This is a genomic window from Rhodococcus shunpengi (assembly GCF_048381395.1).
GTDB lineage: Bacteria > Actinomycetota > Actinomycetes > Mycobacteriales > Mycobacteriaceae > Rhodococcus.
On sequence record NZ_JBLWIU010000032.1, the window covers coordinates 244,283 to 261,475 of the forward strand.

Genomic DNA, 17,193 nt, shown 5'->3' on the forward strand with positions numbered 1-17,193 from the left:
GAGCAGACCCGGACCGTAAACTCACTTGTGTGAGCCACATCCCCAACGTCCTCGCCACCCGCTACGCCAGCCCCGAACTCCGGGACCTGTGGTCGCCCGAGTACAAGATCGTGCTCGAGCGGCAGCTGTGGCTCGCGGTGCTGCGGGCGCAGGCCGAACTCGGGATCGACGTTCCCGCCGAGGCGATCGCCGACTACGAACGCGTGGTCGAGCAGGTCGACCTCGAGTCCATCGCGCAGCGCGAACGCGTCACCCGTCACGACGTCAAGGCCCGCATCGAGGAGTTCAACGCCCTCGCCGGTCACGAGCACGTCCACAAGGGCATGACCAGCCGCGACCTCACCGAGAACGTCGAGCAGCTGCAGATCCTGCGGTCGCTCGAGCACGTCCACTCCCACGGTGTCGCCGTGGCCGCGCGCCTCGCCGAGCGCGCCACCGAGTACGCCTCGCTCGTCATGGCCGGTCGCTCGCACAACGTCGCGGCGCAGGCCACCACCCTCGGCAAGCGTTTCGCGTCGGCCGCCGACGAGCTGCTCATCGCGCTGCAGCGCGTCCGGGAACTGATCGCCCGCTACCCCCTGCGCGGGATCAAGGGCCCCATGGGCACCGCACAGGACATGCTCGACCTGCTCGGCGGTGATTCCGCCAAGCTCGCGCAGCTCGAGCAGAAGGTCGCGCAGCATCTCGGCTTCGCGAACGTCTTCACCAGCGTCGGCCAGGTCTACCCGCGTTCGCTCGACCACGACGTGCTCTCCGCGCTCGTGCAGGTCGGCGCCGGCCCCGCGTCGTTCGCCCACACCATCCGGCTCATGGCCGGCCACGAACTCGTCACCGAGGGCTTCCAGCCCGGCCAGGTGGGGTCGTCCGCCATGCCGCACAAGATGAACACCCGCTCGTGCGAGCGCGTCGACGGCCTGCAGGTCGTCCTGCGCGGGTACGCGTCGATGGCCGCCGAACTCGCCGGCGCGCAGTGGAACGAGGGCGACGTCTTCTGCTCGGTCGTCCGGCGTGTGGCCCTGCCCGACGCCTTCTTCGCGATCGACGGCCAGATGGAGACCTTCCTGACGGTCCTCGCCGAGTTCGGTGCCTACCCGGCGGTGATCGAGAAGGAACTCGTGCGGTACCTGCCGTTCCTCGCGACGACCAAGGTCCTCATGGCCGCGGTCCGGGCCGGGGTGGGTCGCGAGACCGCACACGAGGTCATCAAGGAGCACGCGGTCTCCGTCGCACTCGCGATGCGCGAGGAGGGCCGCGAACCCGATCTGCTCGACCGTCTCGCCGCCGACGACCGACTTCCGCTCGACCGCGCCGCGCTCGACGCGGCACTGGCCGACCGGGAGGTCTTCGCCGGAGCAGCGGTCGCGCAGGTCGAAGCGGTCGTCGCGGCGGTGCAGGACCTCGTAACGCAGTATCCGGAAGCAGCGAAGTACACGCCGGCGCCGATTCTGTAGGAAGCCGATTCGACAGGAATCACGGGAACCGACTGCCGGGGGGAGTGTCCGATGGGGGTGGCGGTATCAGCAGGGGAGAACGAAGTGTCGGTGAAACCGGGAAATACGGGTCGGGTGCGTGACGCAGCGCGAACACGCACCGCGCTGCTCGATGCGGCGCGCGAGGTGTTCCTGCGCGACGGATACGCGGCGGCGGCCACGGAGGAGATCGTCTCGGTCGCGGGGGTGACGCGCGGTGCGCTCTACCACCACTTCGCCGACAAGCGCGATCTGTTCCGCGGCGTCATCGAACGCATCCAGAAGGAAGCGGAGAGCTCCCTGGTCCCGGCCGAACCGGTCGAGGACCCCTGGGAGGGCTTCACCCAGGCCGTGCTCGCCTCGCTCGACGCCGTCTACGATCCCGCGACCCGCCGGCTGCTGCTCATCGAAGCCCCCGCGGTCCTCGGTTGGGCCGAGGTCCGCGAGACCCACCGGCACTCCTCGCTGAAGGCCATCGAGCGCATGCTCGTCACCCTCGATCCCGACACCTACGAGGCATCGCGCACGCGGACGTCGGTGCTCGCGCATCTGCTCGTCGCGGCCGTCGAGGAAGCGATGCTGTGCCTCGCGCACAGCGACGATCCGGTGCGCGACCGTCCCGCGGTGCAGGGCGAATTGCTGCGCCTGCTCGAAACCGCGCGCGGACCCGCACGTGCGGAGGAGTCCACGCCACGGTGACGGACTGCATCTTCTGCGCCATCGTGGCCGGGCAGTCGCCGGCCAGCGTCGTACTCGACGAACCCGACGTGCTCGCATTCATGGACATCCGCCCGTTCACCCCGGGTCACCTGCTCGTGATCCCGAAGCGGCACGCCTCCGGACTGGCACAACTCGATCCCGACGACGGAGCGAAGGTGTTCGCGGCGGGGCAACGGATCGCCACGGCGATGCGCGCGTCCGACCTCCCGATCGAAGGCGTGAACTTGTTCCTCGCCGACGGCGTGGCCGCCGGCCAGGAGGTCTTCCACGTCCATCTGCACCTCGTTCCGCGCAGGGCCGGGGACGGCTTCGGGATCCGCGCCGACTGGCGGACACCGAACCGGACCGTGCTCGACGGCACGGCCGCCACCATCCGCACCGCCGTGGAGACACACCGGTCGTGATGCAGTGACAGGTGCATACGTTCAGCCGATCGCGCCGGTCGGCGGGTCGCTCGCGTGGTCCGCACTGGTGGCGGTACTCCCGCTGCTGACCATGCTCGTCCTGCTCGCCGTCTTCCGGCTGCGGTCGCATTCGGCCGCGGGAATCGCGGTGGTCGTGGCCCTGATCGTGGGCACCGCCGTCTACGGCATGCCGGTCGGCTCTGCGCTCAGCGCCGGTGTCGAAGGTGCGGTCTTCGGTCTCTTCCCGATCATGTGGACGGTGGTCAACGCCGTCTGGGTGTACCGGCTCACCGTCGAATCCGGGCACTTCGACGTCCTCACCCGCGCCTTCGGCCGAATATCCCCGGATCCGCGGATCCTGACCATCGTCATCGCCTTCCTGTTCGGCGCGCTGCTCGAGGCGGTCGCCGGTTTCGGCACCCCCATCGTCGTCGCAACCGTCGTGCTCATCGGTGCCGGTCTGCCGCCGGTGCGTGCTGCTGCGGCGTCGCTGCTCGCCAACTCGGTCGTCACCCCGCTCGGCGTCATGGGCACACCGATCCTGACGATGTCGCGCGTGTCGGAGATCCCGATCGACGAGATCGGACCGGTCGTCGCGCGTCAGGTCTGCCTGCTCGCGGTGTTCGTCCCGCTCGTGCTGGTCGCGGTGGTCGGCGGGTGGCGCGGTGTCCGCGAGACGTGGCCGGTCGCACTCGTCGTCGGACTCGCCTTCGGCGCCGCCCAGTTCGTGTGCGCGAGCTACCTCACCGTGGGGCTGAGCAACATCGCCGGCGCCGTGGCCGGTCTGCTCGTGCTGCTGGTCGCGGTGAAGGTGCACCCCACGCATCGGGAGGCTCGCCGGGCCGCGGCCGACCGGATCCACGACTCGCGTCGACGCGTCGTCGAGGCGTTCGCCCCCTACGCGCTGATCGTCGTCGTCTTCCTCGTCAGCCGGTTCGGTCCGGTGGCGTCGCTGCTGTCGAACGCGAGCCTGTCGTTCCCCTGGCCGGGTGTGGACGTGACCACGGCCGACGGGGACGTTCCCACCGCGGAGACCTTCACCATCGATCTGCTCACCGCTCCGGGCAGCCTCGTCTTCGTCGCCGCGCTGCTGTCGATACCGGTGCTGAAGGTCGCGGTGGCCGACGCGGTGCGGTGCTTCGTCGCGGCGGTCGTGCAGTTGCGATGGTCGTTCGCGACGGTGACGGCGGTCCTCGCGCTCGCGTACGTGATGAACCTGTCCGGGCAGACCGCCACGATCGGCGGCTTCCTCGCCGGTGCGGGCGTGGCGTTCGCGCTGTTGTCGCCGGTGCTCGGCTGGCTCGGCGTCGTGGTCACCGGTTCGAACACCGCCTCCAACGCGATGTTCGGCAGCCTGCAGGTCGCTGCGGCCCAGCAGTCGGGACTCGACCCGACCGTGCTGGTCGCCGGGAACATGGCCGGCGGCACCACCGGCACCCCGATCGCACTGCAGAACCTGGCGCTGGTGTCGTCGGTGAAGGGACTGTCCGGCAAGGACGGACTGCTCATGCGCCGGATCTGGCCGCTGAGCATCGCCGGACTCGCGGTGCTCGCCGTCCTCGTGTGGCTGCAGTCCACCTCCGTACTGGGCTGGATGGTGCCTTGACGCTGCAGTTGTGCAGTGACGAACGTCGGCGTGCCGTGAATGCCTGTTTCGCCGGGGTGCACTAGCGTTGTCCGAGTGGTTCGTGCACAACCGATACTGACCCCGCTCACCGAAGCGGCGATCTTCCTCGTCGTCACCGTCGACGAGGGCGCAGAGGACACCGTGCGGGATCTGCTCGAGGATCTCTCGGGCCTGCGCCGCTCGGTCGGTTTCCGCATCCCGGAGGGCGGCCTGTCGGTCGTCACCGGTATCGGCTCGGACATGTGGGAGCGGCTGTTCGACGGCCCCCGGCCCGCCGGACTGCATCCGTTCGTCCCGCTCGACGGGGGTCGGCACCAGGCACCCTCGACCCCCGGCGACCTGCTGTTCCACCTCCGCGCGTCGACGATGGACCTGTGCTTCGAACTCGCCGCGAAGATCAACGACCGGCTGCGCGGAGCGGCGCGGGTCGTCGACGAGACCCACGGCTTCCGTTATTTCGAACGCCGCGACCTGCTCGGCTTCGTCGACGGCACGGAGAACCCCGAGGACGACGAGGCCGTCGAGGCAGCCCTGGTCTCCGACGAGGATCCGGACTTCGCCGGCGGTAGCTACGTCGTCGTCCAGAAGTACCTGCACGACCTCGCGTCGTGGAACTCGTTGACCGTCGAGGAGCAGGAGCGGGCGATCGGCCGGACCAAGCTCGACGACATCGAGCTCGACGACGAGACCAAACCCGCGAATTCGCACGTCGCGCTGAACGTGATCGTCGACGAGAACGGGGTCGAGCAGCAGATCGTGCGCGCGAACATGCCGTTCGGCAGCTTCGGCGCCGACGAGTTCGGCACCTACTTCATCGGTTACTCGGCCACTCCGGAGGTGACCGAGCAGATGCTGCGCAACATGTTCCTGGGCAGCCCGCCCGGCAACACCGACCGCATCCTGGACTTCTCCACCGCGGTGACGGGCTCGCTGTTCTTCTGCCCCTCGCTGGAGTTCCTCGAAGATCTTCCGCCGTCACCGGCGGAAATTCCCTCCCATGAAGATTCGAGTGCCTCGACCGCCGGCCGGCCGGCCGACGGATCACTCGGAATTGGCGCTCTGCGAAGGAGTTCGACCCTGTGAACAATCTGTATCGCGACCTCGCCCCGATTTCCGAGGCAGCATGGACCGAGATCGAGGAGGAGGCCGCGCGCACCTTCAAGCGACACGTCGCGGGGCGCACCGTGGTCGACTTCTCCGGACCGCACGGCACCGACTTCGCGGCGGTGGGTCTCGGCCGCACCCGTGAGATCGAGCCCCCGGCCGCCGGGGTGCGGGCACGCCAGCACCGCGTCGCGCCGGTCGTCGAACTGCGGGTGCCGTTCACCCTGTCGCGCGAGGAGATCGACAGCGTCGAGCGCGGTTCCCGCGACATCGACCTCGATGCCGTCAAGGAAGCGGCCCGCCAGATCGCCTTCGCCGAGGACCGCGCGATCTTCGAGGGCTACGCGGCCGCGGGTATCGAGGGCATCCGGGCGTCGTCGTCGAACCCGTCCCTGCAGCTGCCCGAGGATCCTCGCGACTTCCCGGAGATCATCAGCCAGGCGTTGTCGCAGCTGCGACTGGCGGGTGTGGGTGGCCCGTACTCGATCCTGCTCGGCGCCGACGAGTACACCAAGGTCAGCGAGACGTCCGACCACGGTTATCCGATCCGCGAACAGCTGCGCCGCCTCATCGACGGTGATCTCATCTGGGCCCCGGCGATCGACGGCGCGTTCGTGCTGACCACGCGCGGTGGCGACTACGACCTGCAGGTCGGTCAGGATCTGTCGATCGGCTACCTCTCGCACGACGCCGAGACGGTGAACCTGTACTTCCAGGAGTCGTTCACCTTCCTCGTCTACACCGGCGAGGCCTCGGTTCCGCTGGTGCCGACGACGCTCGAACTCCCGCGCTGAGCCGGTCCCGGGGCGTCCGCGTGTGCGGCGCCCCGGATCACCGTCCGGCCGGATCACGACGGCGCCGGCGCGGGTTTCCCCACGATCGTCCTGCTGTGCTGGGTGGCCTTCCGCCGCCGTCGGGGTTGCGGCAGCTACCGATCTGTCAGAGTGCTCCGGCCTTCAACGCCGCCGCGTTGACGCGGACGAGCGCGGCGTGCAGGTCCTGGAGTTCGTCGAGCCCGACATCGAGGGCATCGACGACCTGTCCCGGCACCGACTCGGCCTCGGCACGCAGCGCCCGTCCGGCGTCGGTGAGTTCGAGGACGAGTTGCCGTTCGTCGGCCGCGCTGCGTGCTCGGGTGATCAGGCCCAGCGCTTCGAGTCGCTTGAGCAGCGGAGACAGGGTGGGGGAGTCGAGCTGGAGCAACTGCCCCACCTCCTTGCTCGTCAGCGGCGAGCGTTCCCACAGGGCGAGCATCACCAGGTACTGCGGGTGGGTCAGGCCCAGCCTGTCGAGGATCGGTCGATAGACCGCGAGCACGGCGCGGTTCGCCACGGCGAGCGCGAAACACACCTGCCGCTCCAGCGCGAGAGGATCATCGCCGGAAGCGGGGAGGTGGGTGGCCGGGGACTCGACGCTCATGAACCGACGATACCGAACCGGTATGCCCCGGCCCGGGCTCTCCCTGGTGCGACGATCCTCACGGGTCGTAGTCGGGATAGGTCGTGTGCAGCCTCAGGTAGCCGGTGACGTTCTCGCGCAACCACCCTTCGCTCTCCTCCGGCGTCACGCCGTCGCAGACCGCGTCGCCCTCGATGCAGATCCGTTCGACGGCGATCGTGCCGAAGTCGTCGCGACCACCGCCGAGCGTGATGCCCGGGACGACCTCGCCCGGGAAGAGCGTTTCGACTCCCCGGGTGTCGCGCGGGTCGGAGTACAGCACACCGCTGATCCGCTCCGGCGGCACCGAACCGTCGGCCGCGATCTCGGCGAGGACGTCGCCGGCGATCGACGCGCCCTGCGAGTAACCGAGGACGACGAGCTCGCTGTCGGGGCACGAGCCGTGCCGGACGGTGACCGTCTCGCGCAGGCGCTGATGCCCGATCCTCTTGGACTCGTCGTAGGCGAGACGCCCCGACCCCTCGCTCGACCCGGACTCGGGCACCGGAACCACGACGGCGGGATAGCGGATGTGCTCGACCACCGTGCCGGGCGCCGCGTATCGCGCCGAGATCTTCGCGAGGGGCGAGTCGGGATCGATCGAATCCGGGGTGTCGAGGTTGCGGGTTCCGTCGACCGCGATGACGAACCGCTCCGGGCACGGGCGGAAGGTCTCCGCGCCGGCGGTGGACGCGGTGCCGGTAGTGGCAGCGGCGGCGACGGGTCCGGTCAGGCCGAGGGCGAGTCCTGCGATGATCGCCAGGGCACGACGGCAAGCGAAGTCGGACATGCAGTCTCCTGTGATCGATCCCGACACCGATGACTACCGCACGAGAATATCGTCCGATTTGACGTATTTCTCGTCGGAGAACCGCTACTTCGAGTGTAGTTGGTTACAAAGTCACAGACCGAACGTTCGGAATTTCGAGGGCGATCGGTCAGGAGAGTCCGGTGCTCCGCAGGGTGATGTTGAGGCGCCCCGCGGTGAGTCCGCAGCGGGCGCTGCCGGTGTCCGGATACACGACCGGCACCCCGTGATACGCGAATCGCGACGGCCCACCGAAGACGAACAGGTCGCCGGATTCGAGACGCACGTCGGTGTAGGGCCGGCCGCGCGACTCGGTGTTGCCGAACCGGAACAGGCAGGCGTCCCCGAGGCTGAGCGACACGATCGGCGCGCTCACCCGCTCGTCCTTGTCCTGGTGCATGCCCATCCGCGCGTCGCGGTCGTAGAAGTTGATCAGGGCGGTGTCGGGCTCGTACTCGTTCCCGACCCCCGGATCGTCGTAGGCATCGGCGACGGCACGTCGCCCGAGTTCGACGAGCTGGTCGGGTAGCGGTGGAACGGGAGCCTCGTCGACGTCGATCGCGGTGCGGGTGTAGCGGTACGGCGACCAGTGCCATCCGAGGCACACCGTGCTCACCGACATCCGTCCGCCACCCGGCAGCAGGGTGTGCCGCATCGGCGCCGGTGGGCGCGCCCATTCACGACACAGCTCGACGAGCTCGCGCTGTTCGTCCGGGCCGAGCCAGTCGGGCACGTGCACGGCGCCCGGCGCGATCTCGCGTCGCGGACGGGAGACGGAGAACAATTCGTCCATCCGGGTGCTCGACCTCCGTGCGTGTGGGCGGTACCTACAGCCGGTGATACGTGTAGACAGGTTCCGTACCAACTGTGCCGCACGGGACGGCACTGCGATTCGACGGGGAGGTATCAGCGATGAAGGTCGAAGGCAGAGTGGCCGTCGTGACCGGCGGGGGCGGCGGAATCGGCGGCGCCATCGCTGCCGGCCTCGTCGAGCGAGGTGCACGAGTGGTGGTCGCCGACCTCGACGAACACGCGGCGCAGCGCGTCGTCACGGCGCTCCGGGAGAAGACCCCGGGCAGCGCCGTCGCGGTGGCGGCGGACGTCTCCGACGACGAACACATCCGCGGGCTCGTCGAGCGCGCCGAAGCGGAGTTCGGTCCCGTGGACCTGTACTTCGCCAATGCGGGTGTCACCGGTGTGCCCGGACTGGAGATCGAGGACTCGGTCTGGGAACAGTCCTTCGACGTCAACCTGCGCGCACACATCCGTGCGGCGCGACTGCTGGTACCCCGATGGGTCGAACGCGGCGAGGGCTATTTCGTCAGCACGGCGTCGGCGGCCGGCCTGCTCACACAGATCGGCTCGGCCACCTACTCGGTCACCAAGCACGCGGCCGTCGGTTTCGCCGAGTGGCTGTCGGTGACCTACGGCGACAAAGGTGTGAGGGTGAGCTGCCTGTGCCCGATGGGCGTCAACACACCTCTGCTGTACTCGGGGGACGCATCCGGGCACGCGCTCGGTGAACTCGCCACCCGGGCCGTCACGACCGCCGGTGCGGTGCTCGAACCCGCGGACGTCGCGGAGACGGTGTTCGCCGCGATGGAGGAGGAGCATTTCCTGATCCTTCCGCACCCGGAGGTCCTCGAGATGTACCGGAACAAGGGCGCCGACTACGACCGGTGGTTGCGCGGCATGCGTCGCTATCGTCAGGCCCTCGAGGAGTCGACTCCCACCGATTCGTGAAATCGGTGCCCCTGCCGCCGGTGGTGTCCTAACGTCACCGGTCATGACATCCGTCGACACCGTTCGCGGCCCTCTCGACACGGGTCGTCTGGGCAGAGTCCTCATGCACGAGCACGTCTTCGTACTCGGCGAGGAGATCCGCACCAACTTTCCCGACTACCCGAGCCCGTGGGACGAGGACGAACGCGTCGACGACGCGGTCGCGAAGTTGAGCGCGTTGTCGGAGCGCGGCATCGACACGATCGTCGATCCCACGGTGGTCGGTCTCGGCCGGTACATCCCGCGCATCCAGCGCGTCGCCGAACGGGTGGACATCTCCATCGTCGTCGCGACCGGTCTGTACACCTACAACGACCTGCCGTTCCAGTTCCACAACGTCGGACCGGGGCTTCTGGTGGACGGACCGGAGCCGCTCACCGAACTGTTCGTGAAGGACATCCGCGAGGGCATCGCCGGCACGGGGGTGCGTGCCGGAATGCTCAAGTGCGCCATCGAGCTTCCGGGACTCACGTCGGGGGTCGAGCGCGTGATGCGAGCGGTAGGGCAGGCGCACGTCGAGACCGGCGTGCCGATCACGGTGCACACCAACCCGCATACCGGGTCGGGGGAGGTGGCGCAACGCGTGCTCGCGGAGGAAGGTGCCGACCTCACCAAGGTGGTGATCGGGCACAGTGGTGATTCGACCGATCTGGACTACCTGTGTCGCATCGCCGACGCCGGTTCGATTCTCGGGATGGACCGCTTCGGCCTCGACCTGCTGTTGCCGTTCGAGCAGCGCGTCGACACGGTGGTCGCGCTCGTGGAGGCCGGTTACACCGAGCGCATGGTGCTCTCGCACGATGCGTCGTGCTTCATCGACTGGTTCCCGCACGACGTGAAGCAGGCCGCCGTGCCCAACTGGAACTACAACCACATCAGCGACGAGGTACTGCCGGCCCTGCGCGAACGGGGCGTGACCGACGAGCAGATCACCACGATGCTCGTGGACAATCCGCGGCGGATCTTCGAACGCTGAAACGACGCAGGCCGCGTCGGGCAGCGCCCGGGACACTCAGGCGGCATCGTGCAGCACCAGGCCGAGGGTGCGACGCAGGCCCGAACGGACGGTGCTCACGCCGTGCCGGACCGGCGCCCGTGACCATCCACGCGCCGAGCGGATCGGTCGGTCGCGGGTGGTGAAGATCAGGGCGTGGCCTTGCTCGAGCACGGTGACGGTGCCTCGCGACTGCGCGCGGGGTCGTTGTTCGACCAGCAGGAACTCGCCGCCGGTGTAGTCGATGCCCACCCGGTCGAGCCCGATCACGACCTGCAGTGGGAACACGAGGTCGCCGTAGAGGTCGCGGTGCAGGGCGTTCCAGTCGCCGGTGGTGTAGCGCAGCATCAGTGGGGTGGGGTCGGTCTGGCCGGCCGCGTGGCACATGTCGAGCCAGTCGTCGAAGTCGTCGGGCCAGGGTGCCGGATCGCCGAGGCGTTCGGCCCACGAGCGCGCGACGGCGAGCAGCTGCCGGTACAACGCCGAGCGCAGGTGTGCGACGGCGTCGGGGACGGGTGAGCCGAAGTACTTGTAGGTGCCGTGTCCGTACCGGTAGCGGCTCATGTCGACCGTGGTGCGGAAGCGGGCGTCGTCGTCCCACAGGGCCGCGAGCTCGGCGCATTCGTCGGCGCTCAGCAGCGGCCCGGTGAGGGCGCAGCCGTGCTCGTCGAGCTCGCTCGTCGACTCGGGCAGGTTCAGTGCGTCGACGCGCGACTGCAGGCTGTCGATGGTCTTCACAGGGCTCTCCTCGATCGGGCGGGCAACATGGGCACAGGCCCTCGTAGGGAAGACGTCGCCGCCGTCGGGAATGTGAGTACCCGGAACCGGAACGGATCAGCGCGGCCGGTCGTCGACGAGTTTGTGCAGCAGATCGGACAGTCGTGCGCGTTCGTCGGTGTCGAGTCGGTCGAACATCTCGACGGCGTCGGCATCGCGGGCCGAGGCCAGCTCGGCCCGGATCCTGCGGCCCTCGTCCGTCAGTTGCACGCAGACCGCGCGCCGGTCGGCGGGATCGGGGAGCCGCTCGGTGAGGCCCCGCGACTGGAGGCGGTCGACGACCTCGGTGGCCGAGCGGGGAACGATGCGCAGTTCCTTGGCCACGACGCCGAGGCGGATGGGGTCGTCGGCGCGTCCGATGACGTCGAGTGCCCGGTACTCGTGGGGTGACAATCCCCACGGCTGGAGGAGGTCGTGCCAGCGTCGGCGCAGCGTACGCGTGGTGGAGAGGAGGAGATCGCGCAGTGCGACGGGTGAATCCGACATAGTGGTCACGTTACCTCACTTGACGGTTGCCACTCAATGAGGCAACCTCAATAAGTACGGAACACGAACCACGAATCGAGGTGGCGCACATGATGCAGCCCCCACCCGGCCTCGGCGGCAAGCCGGGCAGCCGCGGCAGGATCGACAAGAAGGATCTCGAACAGCTCCGCGAGGCCCCGGTGAGCCTGCGCCGTATCGGCGCCCTCTTCGCGCCCCACCGGTGGAAGATCACCCTCGTCGTCGCGCTCATCATCGCCTCGTCGGTGGTCTCCCTCGCGACCCCCTTCCTCGTCCGCGCCGTCATCGACGACGCCATCCCGCACCAGAACGTGAGCCTGTTGCTGTGGGCGGTCGGCGGCATGCTGGCCGTCACCGTCGCGAGCTCGCTCCTGTCCGTCGTCCAGACCTGGATCTCCACGACCGTCGGCCAGAACGTCATGCACGGTCTGCGTACCCGGGTCTTCTCCCACCTGCAGCGACAGTCGCTGAACTTCTTCACCCGCACCCGCGGCGGTGAGATCCAGTCGCGGCTGACCAACGACATCGGCGGTATGCAGTCCGTGGTCACCAACACCGCGACCTCGCTGGCGTCCAACGTCACCACCGTCGTCGGCACGGCGATCGCCATGGCGGTCCTCAGCTGGCGACTGGCCCTGCTCTCCCTGATCGTGCTCCCGCCGGCCATCTGGCTCACACGCCGGGTCGCACTCATGCGCCGCGCCGTCACCGCCCGTCAGCAGCGGCGCCTCGCCGACATGCAGTCGCAGATCGACGAAGGACTGTCGGTCAGCGGTGTGCTGCTCGTCAAGACGCTGGGCACCGGCCCGGCACTGTCCGACAAGTTCGCCCGCACGTCGGAGGAACTCGCCGATCTCGAGGTGCACGCGCAGTTGTCCGGCCGCTGGCGCATGGCCACGATGAACATCGTCTTCGCGGCGATCCCCGCGGTCCTCTATCTCGTCGCCGGTCTGCCGGCCACCTCGGGCGGCATGACGATCGGCACCCTGGTGGCCTTCACGGGCCTGCAGGGCGCGCTGTTCCGGCCGCTGATGAGCCTGCTCGACGTCGGTGTCTCCGTCACCAGTTCGCTGGCCCTGTTCAGCCGCATCTTCGAATACCTCGACCTTCCCGTCGACATCGACGACCCGCGCGATCCGGTGCCCGTCGACCCGGCGACCGTCGCCGGCCGGGTGCGGTTCGAGAACGTGAGCTTCCGCTACGAAGGAGCGCACCGCAACGCGCTCGACGGGATCGACCTCGACGTCCCGGCAGGAGCGCAGGTCGCGCTCGTCGGCGAGACCGGCTCGGGCAAGACCACGCTCGGCTCGCTCGTCGCACGACTGTACGACCCGGTCGAGGGACGCGTGAGCATCGACGGCGTCGACCTGCGCGACATGCGGCTCGCCGATCTCGCCGGACTGGTCGGCGTGGTCTCGCAGGAGACCTACCTCCTCCACGCGACCGTCCGGGAGAACCTGCGCTACGCGAAGCCGGACGCGACCGACGACGAGATCGAGGCCGCGGCCCGCGCCGCGCACATCCACGACCTGATCGTCTCGCTGCCGGACGGCTACGACACCGTCGTCGGTGCCCGCGGACACCGCTTCTCGGGTGGCGAGAAACAGCGACTGGCGATCGCACGCACGCTCCTGCGCGACCCGCGTGTCCTCGTGCTCGACGAGGCGACCAGCGCCCTCGACAACGACACCGAGCACGCCGTGCAGCAGGCCCTCGACGCCGCGCGCAGCGGACGCACGACCATCACCATCGCGCACCGGCTCTCGACCGTGCGGAACGCCGACGAGATCGTGGTCCTCGATCGGGGCCGTATCGTCGAACGCGGAACGCACGACGACCTCGTCGCCCGCGGTGGCCGCTACGCAACCCTCGCCGCTCGTGCCGAGCGAGGCGAGGCCATCCCGTCGTCGCGGAGCGAGATCAGTCCTTCAGAGTGGCCGCGAGAGCGCGCCGCAGTTCGTTCCGGCTGATCTTGCCCACTCCCGTGACCGGGAAGGCGTCGACGAACCGCACCTTGTCGGGGATCTTGTACTCGGCCAGCCCTCGCTCCCTCAGGAACGTCTTGAGCGCGAGGGTTTTCGGCGCTTCACCCTCGGTGACGACGAAGGCGCAGGTGCGTTCGCCGAGATACTTGTCGGGCATCGACACCACCGCCGCGTCGAGCACGGCCGGGTGCGCGATCAGATGGTTCTCGACCTCCTCGGCCGCGATCTTCTCGCCACCGCGGTTGATCTGGTCCTTCGCACGTCCCTCGACGACGATGTAGCCGTGCTCGGTGAGCCGGACGATGTCGCCGGTGCGGTAGAAGCCGTCCGGTGTGAACGCCGTCGAATTGTGTTCCGGCGCGTTGTAGTAGCCCCGGATGGTGTACGGGCCGCGGGTGAGCAGGTGACCGGTGGTGCCCACGGCGACGGGCTCGCCCGCGTCGTCGACGACACGGATCTCGTCGTCGGGACTGATCGGTCGGCCCTGGGTGGTGACGATGGTGTCCTCGTCGTCGTCGAGCCGGGTGTAGTTGACGAGACCCTCCGCCATACCGAAGACCTGCTGCAGCGTGCAGCCGAGTTCGGGGCGAACGCGTTTGGCGGCCTCGGCCGGGAACTTCGCACCGCCGACCTGCAGTACTTCGAGCGACGACAGGTCGCGTTCGGTGCGGGCCCGCGCCGACAGCCACGCCTGCGCGAGGGGCGGGACGAGCGACGCCATCGTCACGCCCTCGCTCTCGATGAGGGCGAACGCGGTGTCGGGGCTCGGATCCGGAGCGAGGACGACGGTGCCGCCGGCGTGCAGCACACCGAGGATGCCCGGCGAGCTCATCGGGAAGTTGTGCGCCGCCGGCAGCGCGACCAGCATGCGGGTGTTCTCGTCCACCCCGCAGATCACCGCGGACTCGCGCACGGAGTACAGGTAGTCGGCGTGGGTGCGGGGGATGAGCTTCGACGTTCCGGTCGTGCCGCCCGACAGCTGCAGGAAGGCAACGCTTTCGGCGTCGTTCTCCGTGATCGGCGCGGGTTCGCGGTCGCGCAACGAGCCGAGCGCAGTGAATTCCTCGGCCTCACCGGCGACCACGACCGTCGGCGGATTCTCCATCTCCGAGGTGACCTGCCGGGCGAGCGCGCGGTAGTCGAACCCGCCGTGTTCGTCGGCGATCACGTACGCTGCGGCGTCGCTGAACCGGCAGAAGTAGCCGATCTCCGACGCGCGGTGCGCGGGGAGGGAGAAGACGGGGAGCGCGCCGAGGCGGAAGACCGCGAAGAGCACTTCGGTGTACTCGACGATGTTCGGCAACTGCAGGACGACACGGTCGCCCTTCCGGACCCCGAGGTCGGCGAGACCGGCGGCGATGCGGGCCGAGGCATCGTCGAGTTCGCGGTAGGTGATGCGCCGCCAGGTGCCCGTCGCGTCGTGTCCGACGACGGCGGTGCGATCGGCGAACCGGGCAGCGCGGGCCGGGAGGAACTCGCCGAAGGTCTCGTTCGTCCAGTAACCGGCTGCGCGATACCGCTCGGCGAACTCCTCGGGGTAGCGGGCGGTGTCGGCGAGCGGCGTGCGCTCGAAACCGGTTGTCACGGAGCGGTTCCTTTCGGGATGCGGATCGATGTCGGGTCGGTCAGGCGCGGAGGGTGGCGCCGCCGTCGATGTAGAGCGCCTGCATGGTGATGTGACGAGCACGGTCGGACAGCAGGAACTCGATGGCCTCGGCGATGTCGGCGGGCTCGGCGATGCGGCCGAGGGGGATGCCGACCTTGAACTGCGAGAGATCACCCTCGATGGCGCTGCGGGAGCCGGCGTCGTCGTTCGGGTCCTCCCACAGCGAGCGTTGCATGGCGGTGTCGGTGGAGCCCGGCGCGACGATGTTGGCGCGGATCCCGTACTGCGCCAGTTCGAGTCCGAGGATCCGCACGATCATCGTGGACGCGGCCTTGGACGATCCGTAGGCGCCCATGCCCATGCGCGGCACGCCCGCGGAGTTCGATCCGACGACGACGATCGAACCCGACCGCCGCTCCCGCATGGCCCGTCCGACCGACCGCAGGACCGACAGCAGGCCGGTGACGTTGACGTCGTACATGTGCTGCCAGTCCTCGGGATCGGAGTCGAGCACCGAGCCCGTGGTGAAGACACCGGCGACGTGCGCGAGATGCTCGATCGGTCCGTGCTCGGATTCGATGCTCCCGACGATGTAGGCGACGGCGTCGTGGTCGCGGATGTCGACGGGGTAGGTGGGGACGGAACCGCCGAGCAGCGCCGCGGTCTTGCGCAGTCCTTCGGCGTTGCGGTCGGCGAGCACGAGACGGTGACCGGCACGCGCCAGGACCTCGGCGGTCGCGCGGCCGATACCCTGCGCCGCCCCGACGACGAGCGTGACGGGGGATGGTGCGGTCTCGGTCATCGGAGTACTCCCAGTGCATCGAGGACGGTGCCGAACTTGACGGTGGTCTCGGCCAGTTCGTCGGCGGGGTCGGAGTCGGCGACGATACCGCCCCCGGCGTAGGCCGTGAGCCCGACACCGTCGGCGTCGAGGACGGCACAGCGGATGGTGACCATCCATTCGCCGTCACCCGCGGCGTCGCACCATCCGAGGGCACCGGCGTAGAAGCCCCGGTCACCCTCGGTGGCGAGGATCAGATCGCGGGCGGCGGCGGTCGGCGTGCCGCAGATCGCGGGAGTGGGGTGCACTGCGAGTGCGAGATCGAGGGCCGTGACACCCGGATCGCGCAGGCGGCCCTCGATGGGAGTGCCGAGATGCCACAGCTGGCGCGTGCTCGTCACGGTCGGCTGCTCGGGGATGTCGAGGTCGACGCACAACGGTTCGAGCGCGGTGCGGATCGCATCGATCACGTGCGCGTGCTCGGCGAGATTCTTCGCGGAGCCGGCGAGCCTGGCGGCCGTCGCCCGATCGATCTCGGGATCGCGGTGACGCGGTGCGGATCCGGCGAGGGGGTGGGCGGTGACCCGATCACCACGACGGCGCACGAGCACCTCCGGGCTCGACCCCACCAGGTGACGTCCCGTCCACGCGCCACCGGCGGCCGTGAGGTCGACGAGGAAGCCGTTGTGCAGCGGATCGTTTCGCGTGAGGGCGACGAGGAGGTCGTGCGGGGTGACGGGCCGGTCGGCGCGCAGGGCGAGCGCCCGGGCCAGGACCACCTTGAGCAGGTCGCTGTCGTCCGAGCGGAGCAGGCGCAGTACGGTCTCGACCCGATCGATGTGTTCGCCTTCCGACGGCAGTGCGCCCGTGATCGTGATCGGGGGCAGGTCGACGGCCGGTGCGTCGTAGTGCGCGGGGGAGTGATGGAGTGTGTTCGGAGCGGTCAGTGCGGCCGGTCCGTCGGGTGCGAAGGGCAGTGCTCCGACGAGTGCGGCGACCTGTCCGGTGCGCAGGGCGTCGGCGGCGGCGGACGCGCGGTCGAAGTGTTCGTTCACACCTTCGGCGACCACCGTGCCGTGCGGCCGGGACAGGACGAACGGGTGCGCGACGGGCCGCTCGGCCCGGTCGGTAGCGGTTGCGCCGAGGACCGGCACTTGCATTCTCGTACCTTCCGGTTGAGGAGGTCTGCTGGCAG

General features: G+C 69.1%; 17 protein-coding genes. 9 read left to right on the forward strand and 8 right to left on the reverse strand.

The annotated features are described in order from the left end of the window. The first annotated feature begins 29 nt into the window (after nt 1–29). The 6 genes from purB (at nt 30) to ACNJ7K_RS19685 (ending at nt 6,118) form a co-directional block, all read left to right on the forward strand. Entirely contained in the window at nt 30–1,451 is a 1,422-nt protein-coding gene (gene purB, locus ACNJ7K_RS19660; protein WP_016693981.1) for an adenylosuccinate lyase, read from the forward strand. Between the two features lie 114 nt (nt 1,452–1,565). After that, the gene (locus tag ACNJ7K_RS19665; RefSeq protein ID WP_120281417.1) at nt 1,566–2,168 is read left to right on the forward strand and encodes a TetR/AcrR family transcriptional regulator; all 603 of its coding nucleotides are present in this window, start codon (nt 1,566–1,568) and stop codon (nt 2,166–2,168) included. Then, nucleotides 2,165–2,593: an HIT family protein gene (locus tag ACNJ7K_RS19670; RefSeq protein WP_159416724.1), complete on the forward strand. Its 429-nt coding sequence runs from the start codon at nt 2,165–2,167 to the stop codon at nt 2,591–2,593. Before ACNJ7K_RS19665 ends, ACNJ7K_RS19670 begins: the two co-directional genes overlap by 4 nt. A 4-nt stretch (nt 2,594–2,597) precedes the next feature. Then, nucleotides 2,598–4,199 (forward strand): L-lactate permease, encoded by a 1,602-nt coding sequence (locus ACNJ7K_RS19675; RefSeq protein WP_230788306.1) that lies wholly within the window; start codon nt 2,598–2,600, stop codon nt 4,197–4,199. 39 nt (nt 4,200–4,238) lie between these two features. Next, nucleotides 4,239–5,303: a Dyp-type peroxidase gene (locus tag ACNJ7K_RS19680; RefSeq protein WP_269072360.1), complete on the forward strand. Its 1,065-nt coding sequence runs from the start codon at nt 4,239–4,241 to the stop codon at nt 5,301–5,303. Then, nucleotides 5,300–6,118, forward strand: a complete 819-nt coding sequence (locus ACNJ7K_RS19685; protein WP_230788300.1) for a family 1 encapsulin nanocompartment shell protein — start codon at nt 5,300–5,302, stop codon at nt 6,116–6,118. The genes ACNJ7K_RS19680 and ACNJ7K_RS19685 overlap by 4 nt, the downstream gene beginning before the upstream one ends. Nucleotides 6,119–6,263: 145 nt before the next feature. On the opposite strand, the gene ACNJ7K_RS19690 is transcribed toward ACNJ7K_RS19685, so the two are convergent. From ACNJ7K_RS19690 to ACNJ7K_RS19700, 3 genes are all read right to left on the reverse strand, one after another. After that, nucleotides 6,264–6,743 carry a MarR family winged helix-turn-helix transcriptional regulator gene (locus tag ACNJ7K_RS19690; RefSeq protein ID WP_230788296.1) on the reverse strand — a complete coding sequence of 160 codons (480 nt, stop codon included), beginning with the start codon at nt 6,741–6,743 and terminating at the stop codon, nt 6,264–6,266. Nucleotides 6,744–6,801: 58 nt separating this feature from the next. Beyond that, nucleotides 6,802–7,551 carry a cutinase family protein gene (locus tag ACNJ7K_RS19695; RefSeq protein ID WP_230788293.1) on the reverse strand — a complete coding sequence of 250 codons (750 nt, stop codon included), beginning with the start codon at nt 7,549–7,551 and terminating at the stop codon, nt 6,802–6,804. A 148-nt stretch (nt 7,552–7,699) separates the two neighbouring features. After that, complete coding sequence (locus tag ACNJ7K_RS19700) at nt 7,700–8,362, reverse strand: alpha-ketoglutarate-dependent dioxygenase AlkB family protein (protein ID WP_487042078.1); 663 nt, start codon at nt 8,360–8,362, stop codon at nt 7,700–7,702. Between the two features lie 119 nt (nt 8,363–8,481). Here ACNJ7K_RS19700 and ACNJ7K_RS19705 point away from each other — a divergent pair, with 119 nt between their 5' ends. Together ACNJ7K_RS19705 and ACNJ7K_RS19710 are read left to right on the forward strand one after the other, a co-directional pair. After that, nucleotides 8,482–9,312, forward strand: a complete 831-nt coding sequence (locus tag ACNJ7K_RS19705) for an SDR family oxidoreductase (RefSeq protein ID WP_159416718.1) — start codon at nt 8,482–8,484, stop codon at nt 9,310–9,312. 43 nt (nt 9,313–9,355) lie between these two features. Then, nucleotides 9,356–10,327: a phosphotriesterase family protein gene (locus ACNJ7K_RS19710; protein ID WP_230788279.1), complete on the forward strand. Its 972-nt coding sequence runs from the start codon at nt 9,356–9,358 to the stop codon at nt 10,325–10,327. 36 nt (nt 10,328–10,363) lie between these two features. Here the strand turns inward: ACNJ7K_RS19710 and ACNJ7K_RS19715 are convergent, their stop codons facing one another. Continuing rightward, on the reverse strand, nt 10,364–11,083 hold the full coding sequence (locus ACNJ7K_RS19715) for a 2OG-Fe(II) oxygenase (RefSeq protein WP_230788277.1): 720 nt from the start codon (nt 11,081–11,083) through the stop codon (nt 10,364–10,366). Between the two features lie 96 nt (nt 11,084–11,179). After that, a complete protein-coding gene (locus ACNJ7K_RS19720; RefSeq protein WP_230788275.1) occupies nt 11,180–11,608 on the reverse strand; it encodes a MarR family winged helix-turn-helix transcriptional regulator in 429 nt (142 codons plus the stop codon). Between the two features lie 89 nt (nt 11,609–11,697). On the opposite strand from ACNJ7K_RS19720, the gene ACNJ7K_RS19725 reads away from it, so the two are divergent. Continuing rightward, nucleotides 11,698–13,596 carry an ABC transporter ATP-binding protein gene (locus ACNJ7K_RS19725; protein ID WP_230788272.1) on the forward strand — a complete coding sequence of 633 codons (1,899 nt, stop codon included), beginning with the start codon at nt 11,698–11,700 and terminating at the stop codon, nt 13,594–13,596. Here the strand turns inward: ACNJ7K_RS19725 and ACNJ7K_RS19730 are convergent. Genes ACNJ7K_RS19730 through ACNJ7K_RS19740 form a run of 3 tightly spaced genes read right to left on the reverse strand, consistent with a single transcriptional unit; the run spans nt 13,547 to nt 17,158 of the window. Then, complete coding sequence (locus ACNJ7K_RS19730) at nt 13,547–15,196, reverse strand: (2,3-dihydroxybenzoyl)adenylate synthase (RefSeq protein WP_230788269.1); 1,650 nt, start codon at nt 15,194–15,196, stop codon at nt 13,547–13,549. The genes ACNJ7K_RS19725 and ACNJ7K_RS19730 overlap by 50 nt on opposite strands. 40 nt (nt 15,197–15,236) lie before the next feature. Next, on the reverse strand, nt 15,237–16,019 hold the full coding sequence (locus tag ACNJ7K_RS19735) for a 2,3-dihydro-2,3-dihydroxybenzoate dehydrogenase (protein ID WP_230788252.1): 783 nt from the start codon (nt 16,017–16,019) through the stop codon (nt 15,237–15,239). After that, the gene (locus ACNJ7K_RS19740) at nt 16,016–17,158 is read right to left on the reverse strand and encodes an isochorismate synthase (RefSeq protein WP_230788249.1); all 1,143 of its coding nucleotides are present in this window, start codon (nt 17,156–17,158) and stop codon (nt 16,016–16,018) included. The genes ACNJ7K_RS19735 and ACNJ7K_RS19740 overlap by 4 nt, the downstream gene beginning before the upstream one ends. Between the last annotated feature and the right edge of the window lie 35 nt (nt 17,159–17,193).

Coding starts and splice junctions, on each gene's coding strand:
- ACNJ7K_RS19725 (WP_230788272.1), top strand. CDS start 11,698: ATGATGCAGCCCCCACCCGGCCTCGGCGGCAAGCCGGGCAGCCGCGGC.
- ACNJ7K_RS19700 (WP_487042078.1), bottom strand. CDS start 8,362: ATGGACGAATTGTTCTCCGTCTCCCGTCCGCGACGCGAGATCGCGCCG.
- ACNJ7K_RS19690 (WP_230788296.1), bottom strand. CDS start 6,743: ATGAGCGTCGAGTCCCCGGCCACCCACCTCCCCGCTTCCGGCGATGAT.
- ACNJ7K_RS19735 (WP_230788252.1), bottom strand. CDS start 16,019: ATGACCGAGACCGCACCATCCCCCGTCACGCTCGTCGTCGGGGCGGCG.
- ACNJ7K_RS19720 (WP_230788275.1), bottom strand. CDS start 11,608: ATGTCGGATTCACCCGTCGCACTGCGCGATCTCCTCCTCTCCACCACG.
- ACNJ7K_RS19705 (WP_159416718.1), top strand. CDS start 8,482: ATGAAGGTCGAAGGCAGAGTGGCCGTCGTGACCGGCGGGGGCGGCGGA.
- ACNJ7K_RS19710 (WP_230788279.1), top strand. CDS start 9,356: ATGACATCCGTCGACACCGTTCGCGGCCCTCTCGACACGGGTCGTCTG.
- ACNJ7K_RS19740 (WP_230788249.1), bottom strand. CDS start 17,158: ATGCAAGTGCCGGTCCTCGGCGCAACCGCTACCGACCGGGCCGAGCGG.
- ACNJ7K_RS19680 (WP_269072360.1), top strand. CDS start 4,239: ATGCCTGTTTCGCCGGGGTGCACTAGCGTTGTCCGAGTGGTTCGTGCA.
- ACNJ7K_RS19695 (WP_230788293.1), bottom strand. CDS start 7,551: ATGTCCGACTTCGCTTGCCGTCGTGCCCTGGCGATCATCGCAGGACTC.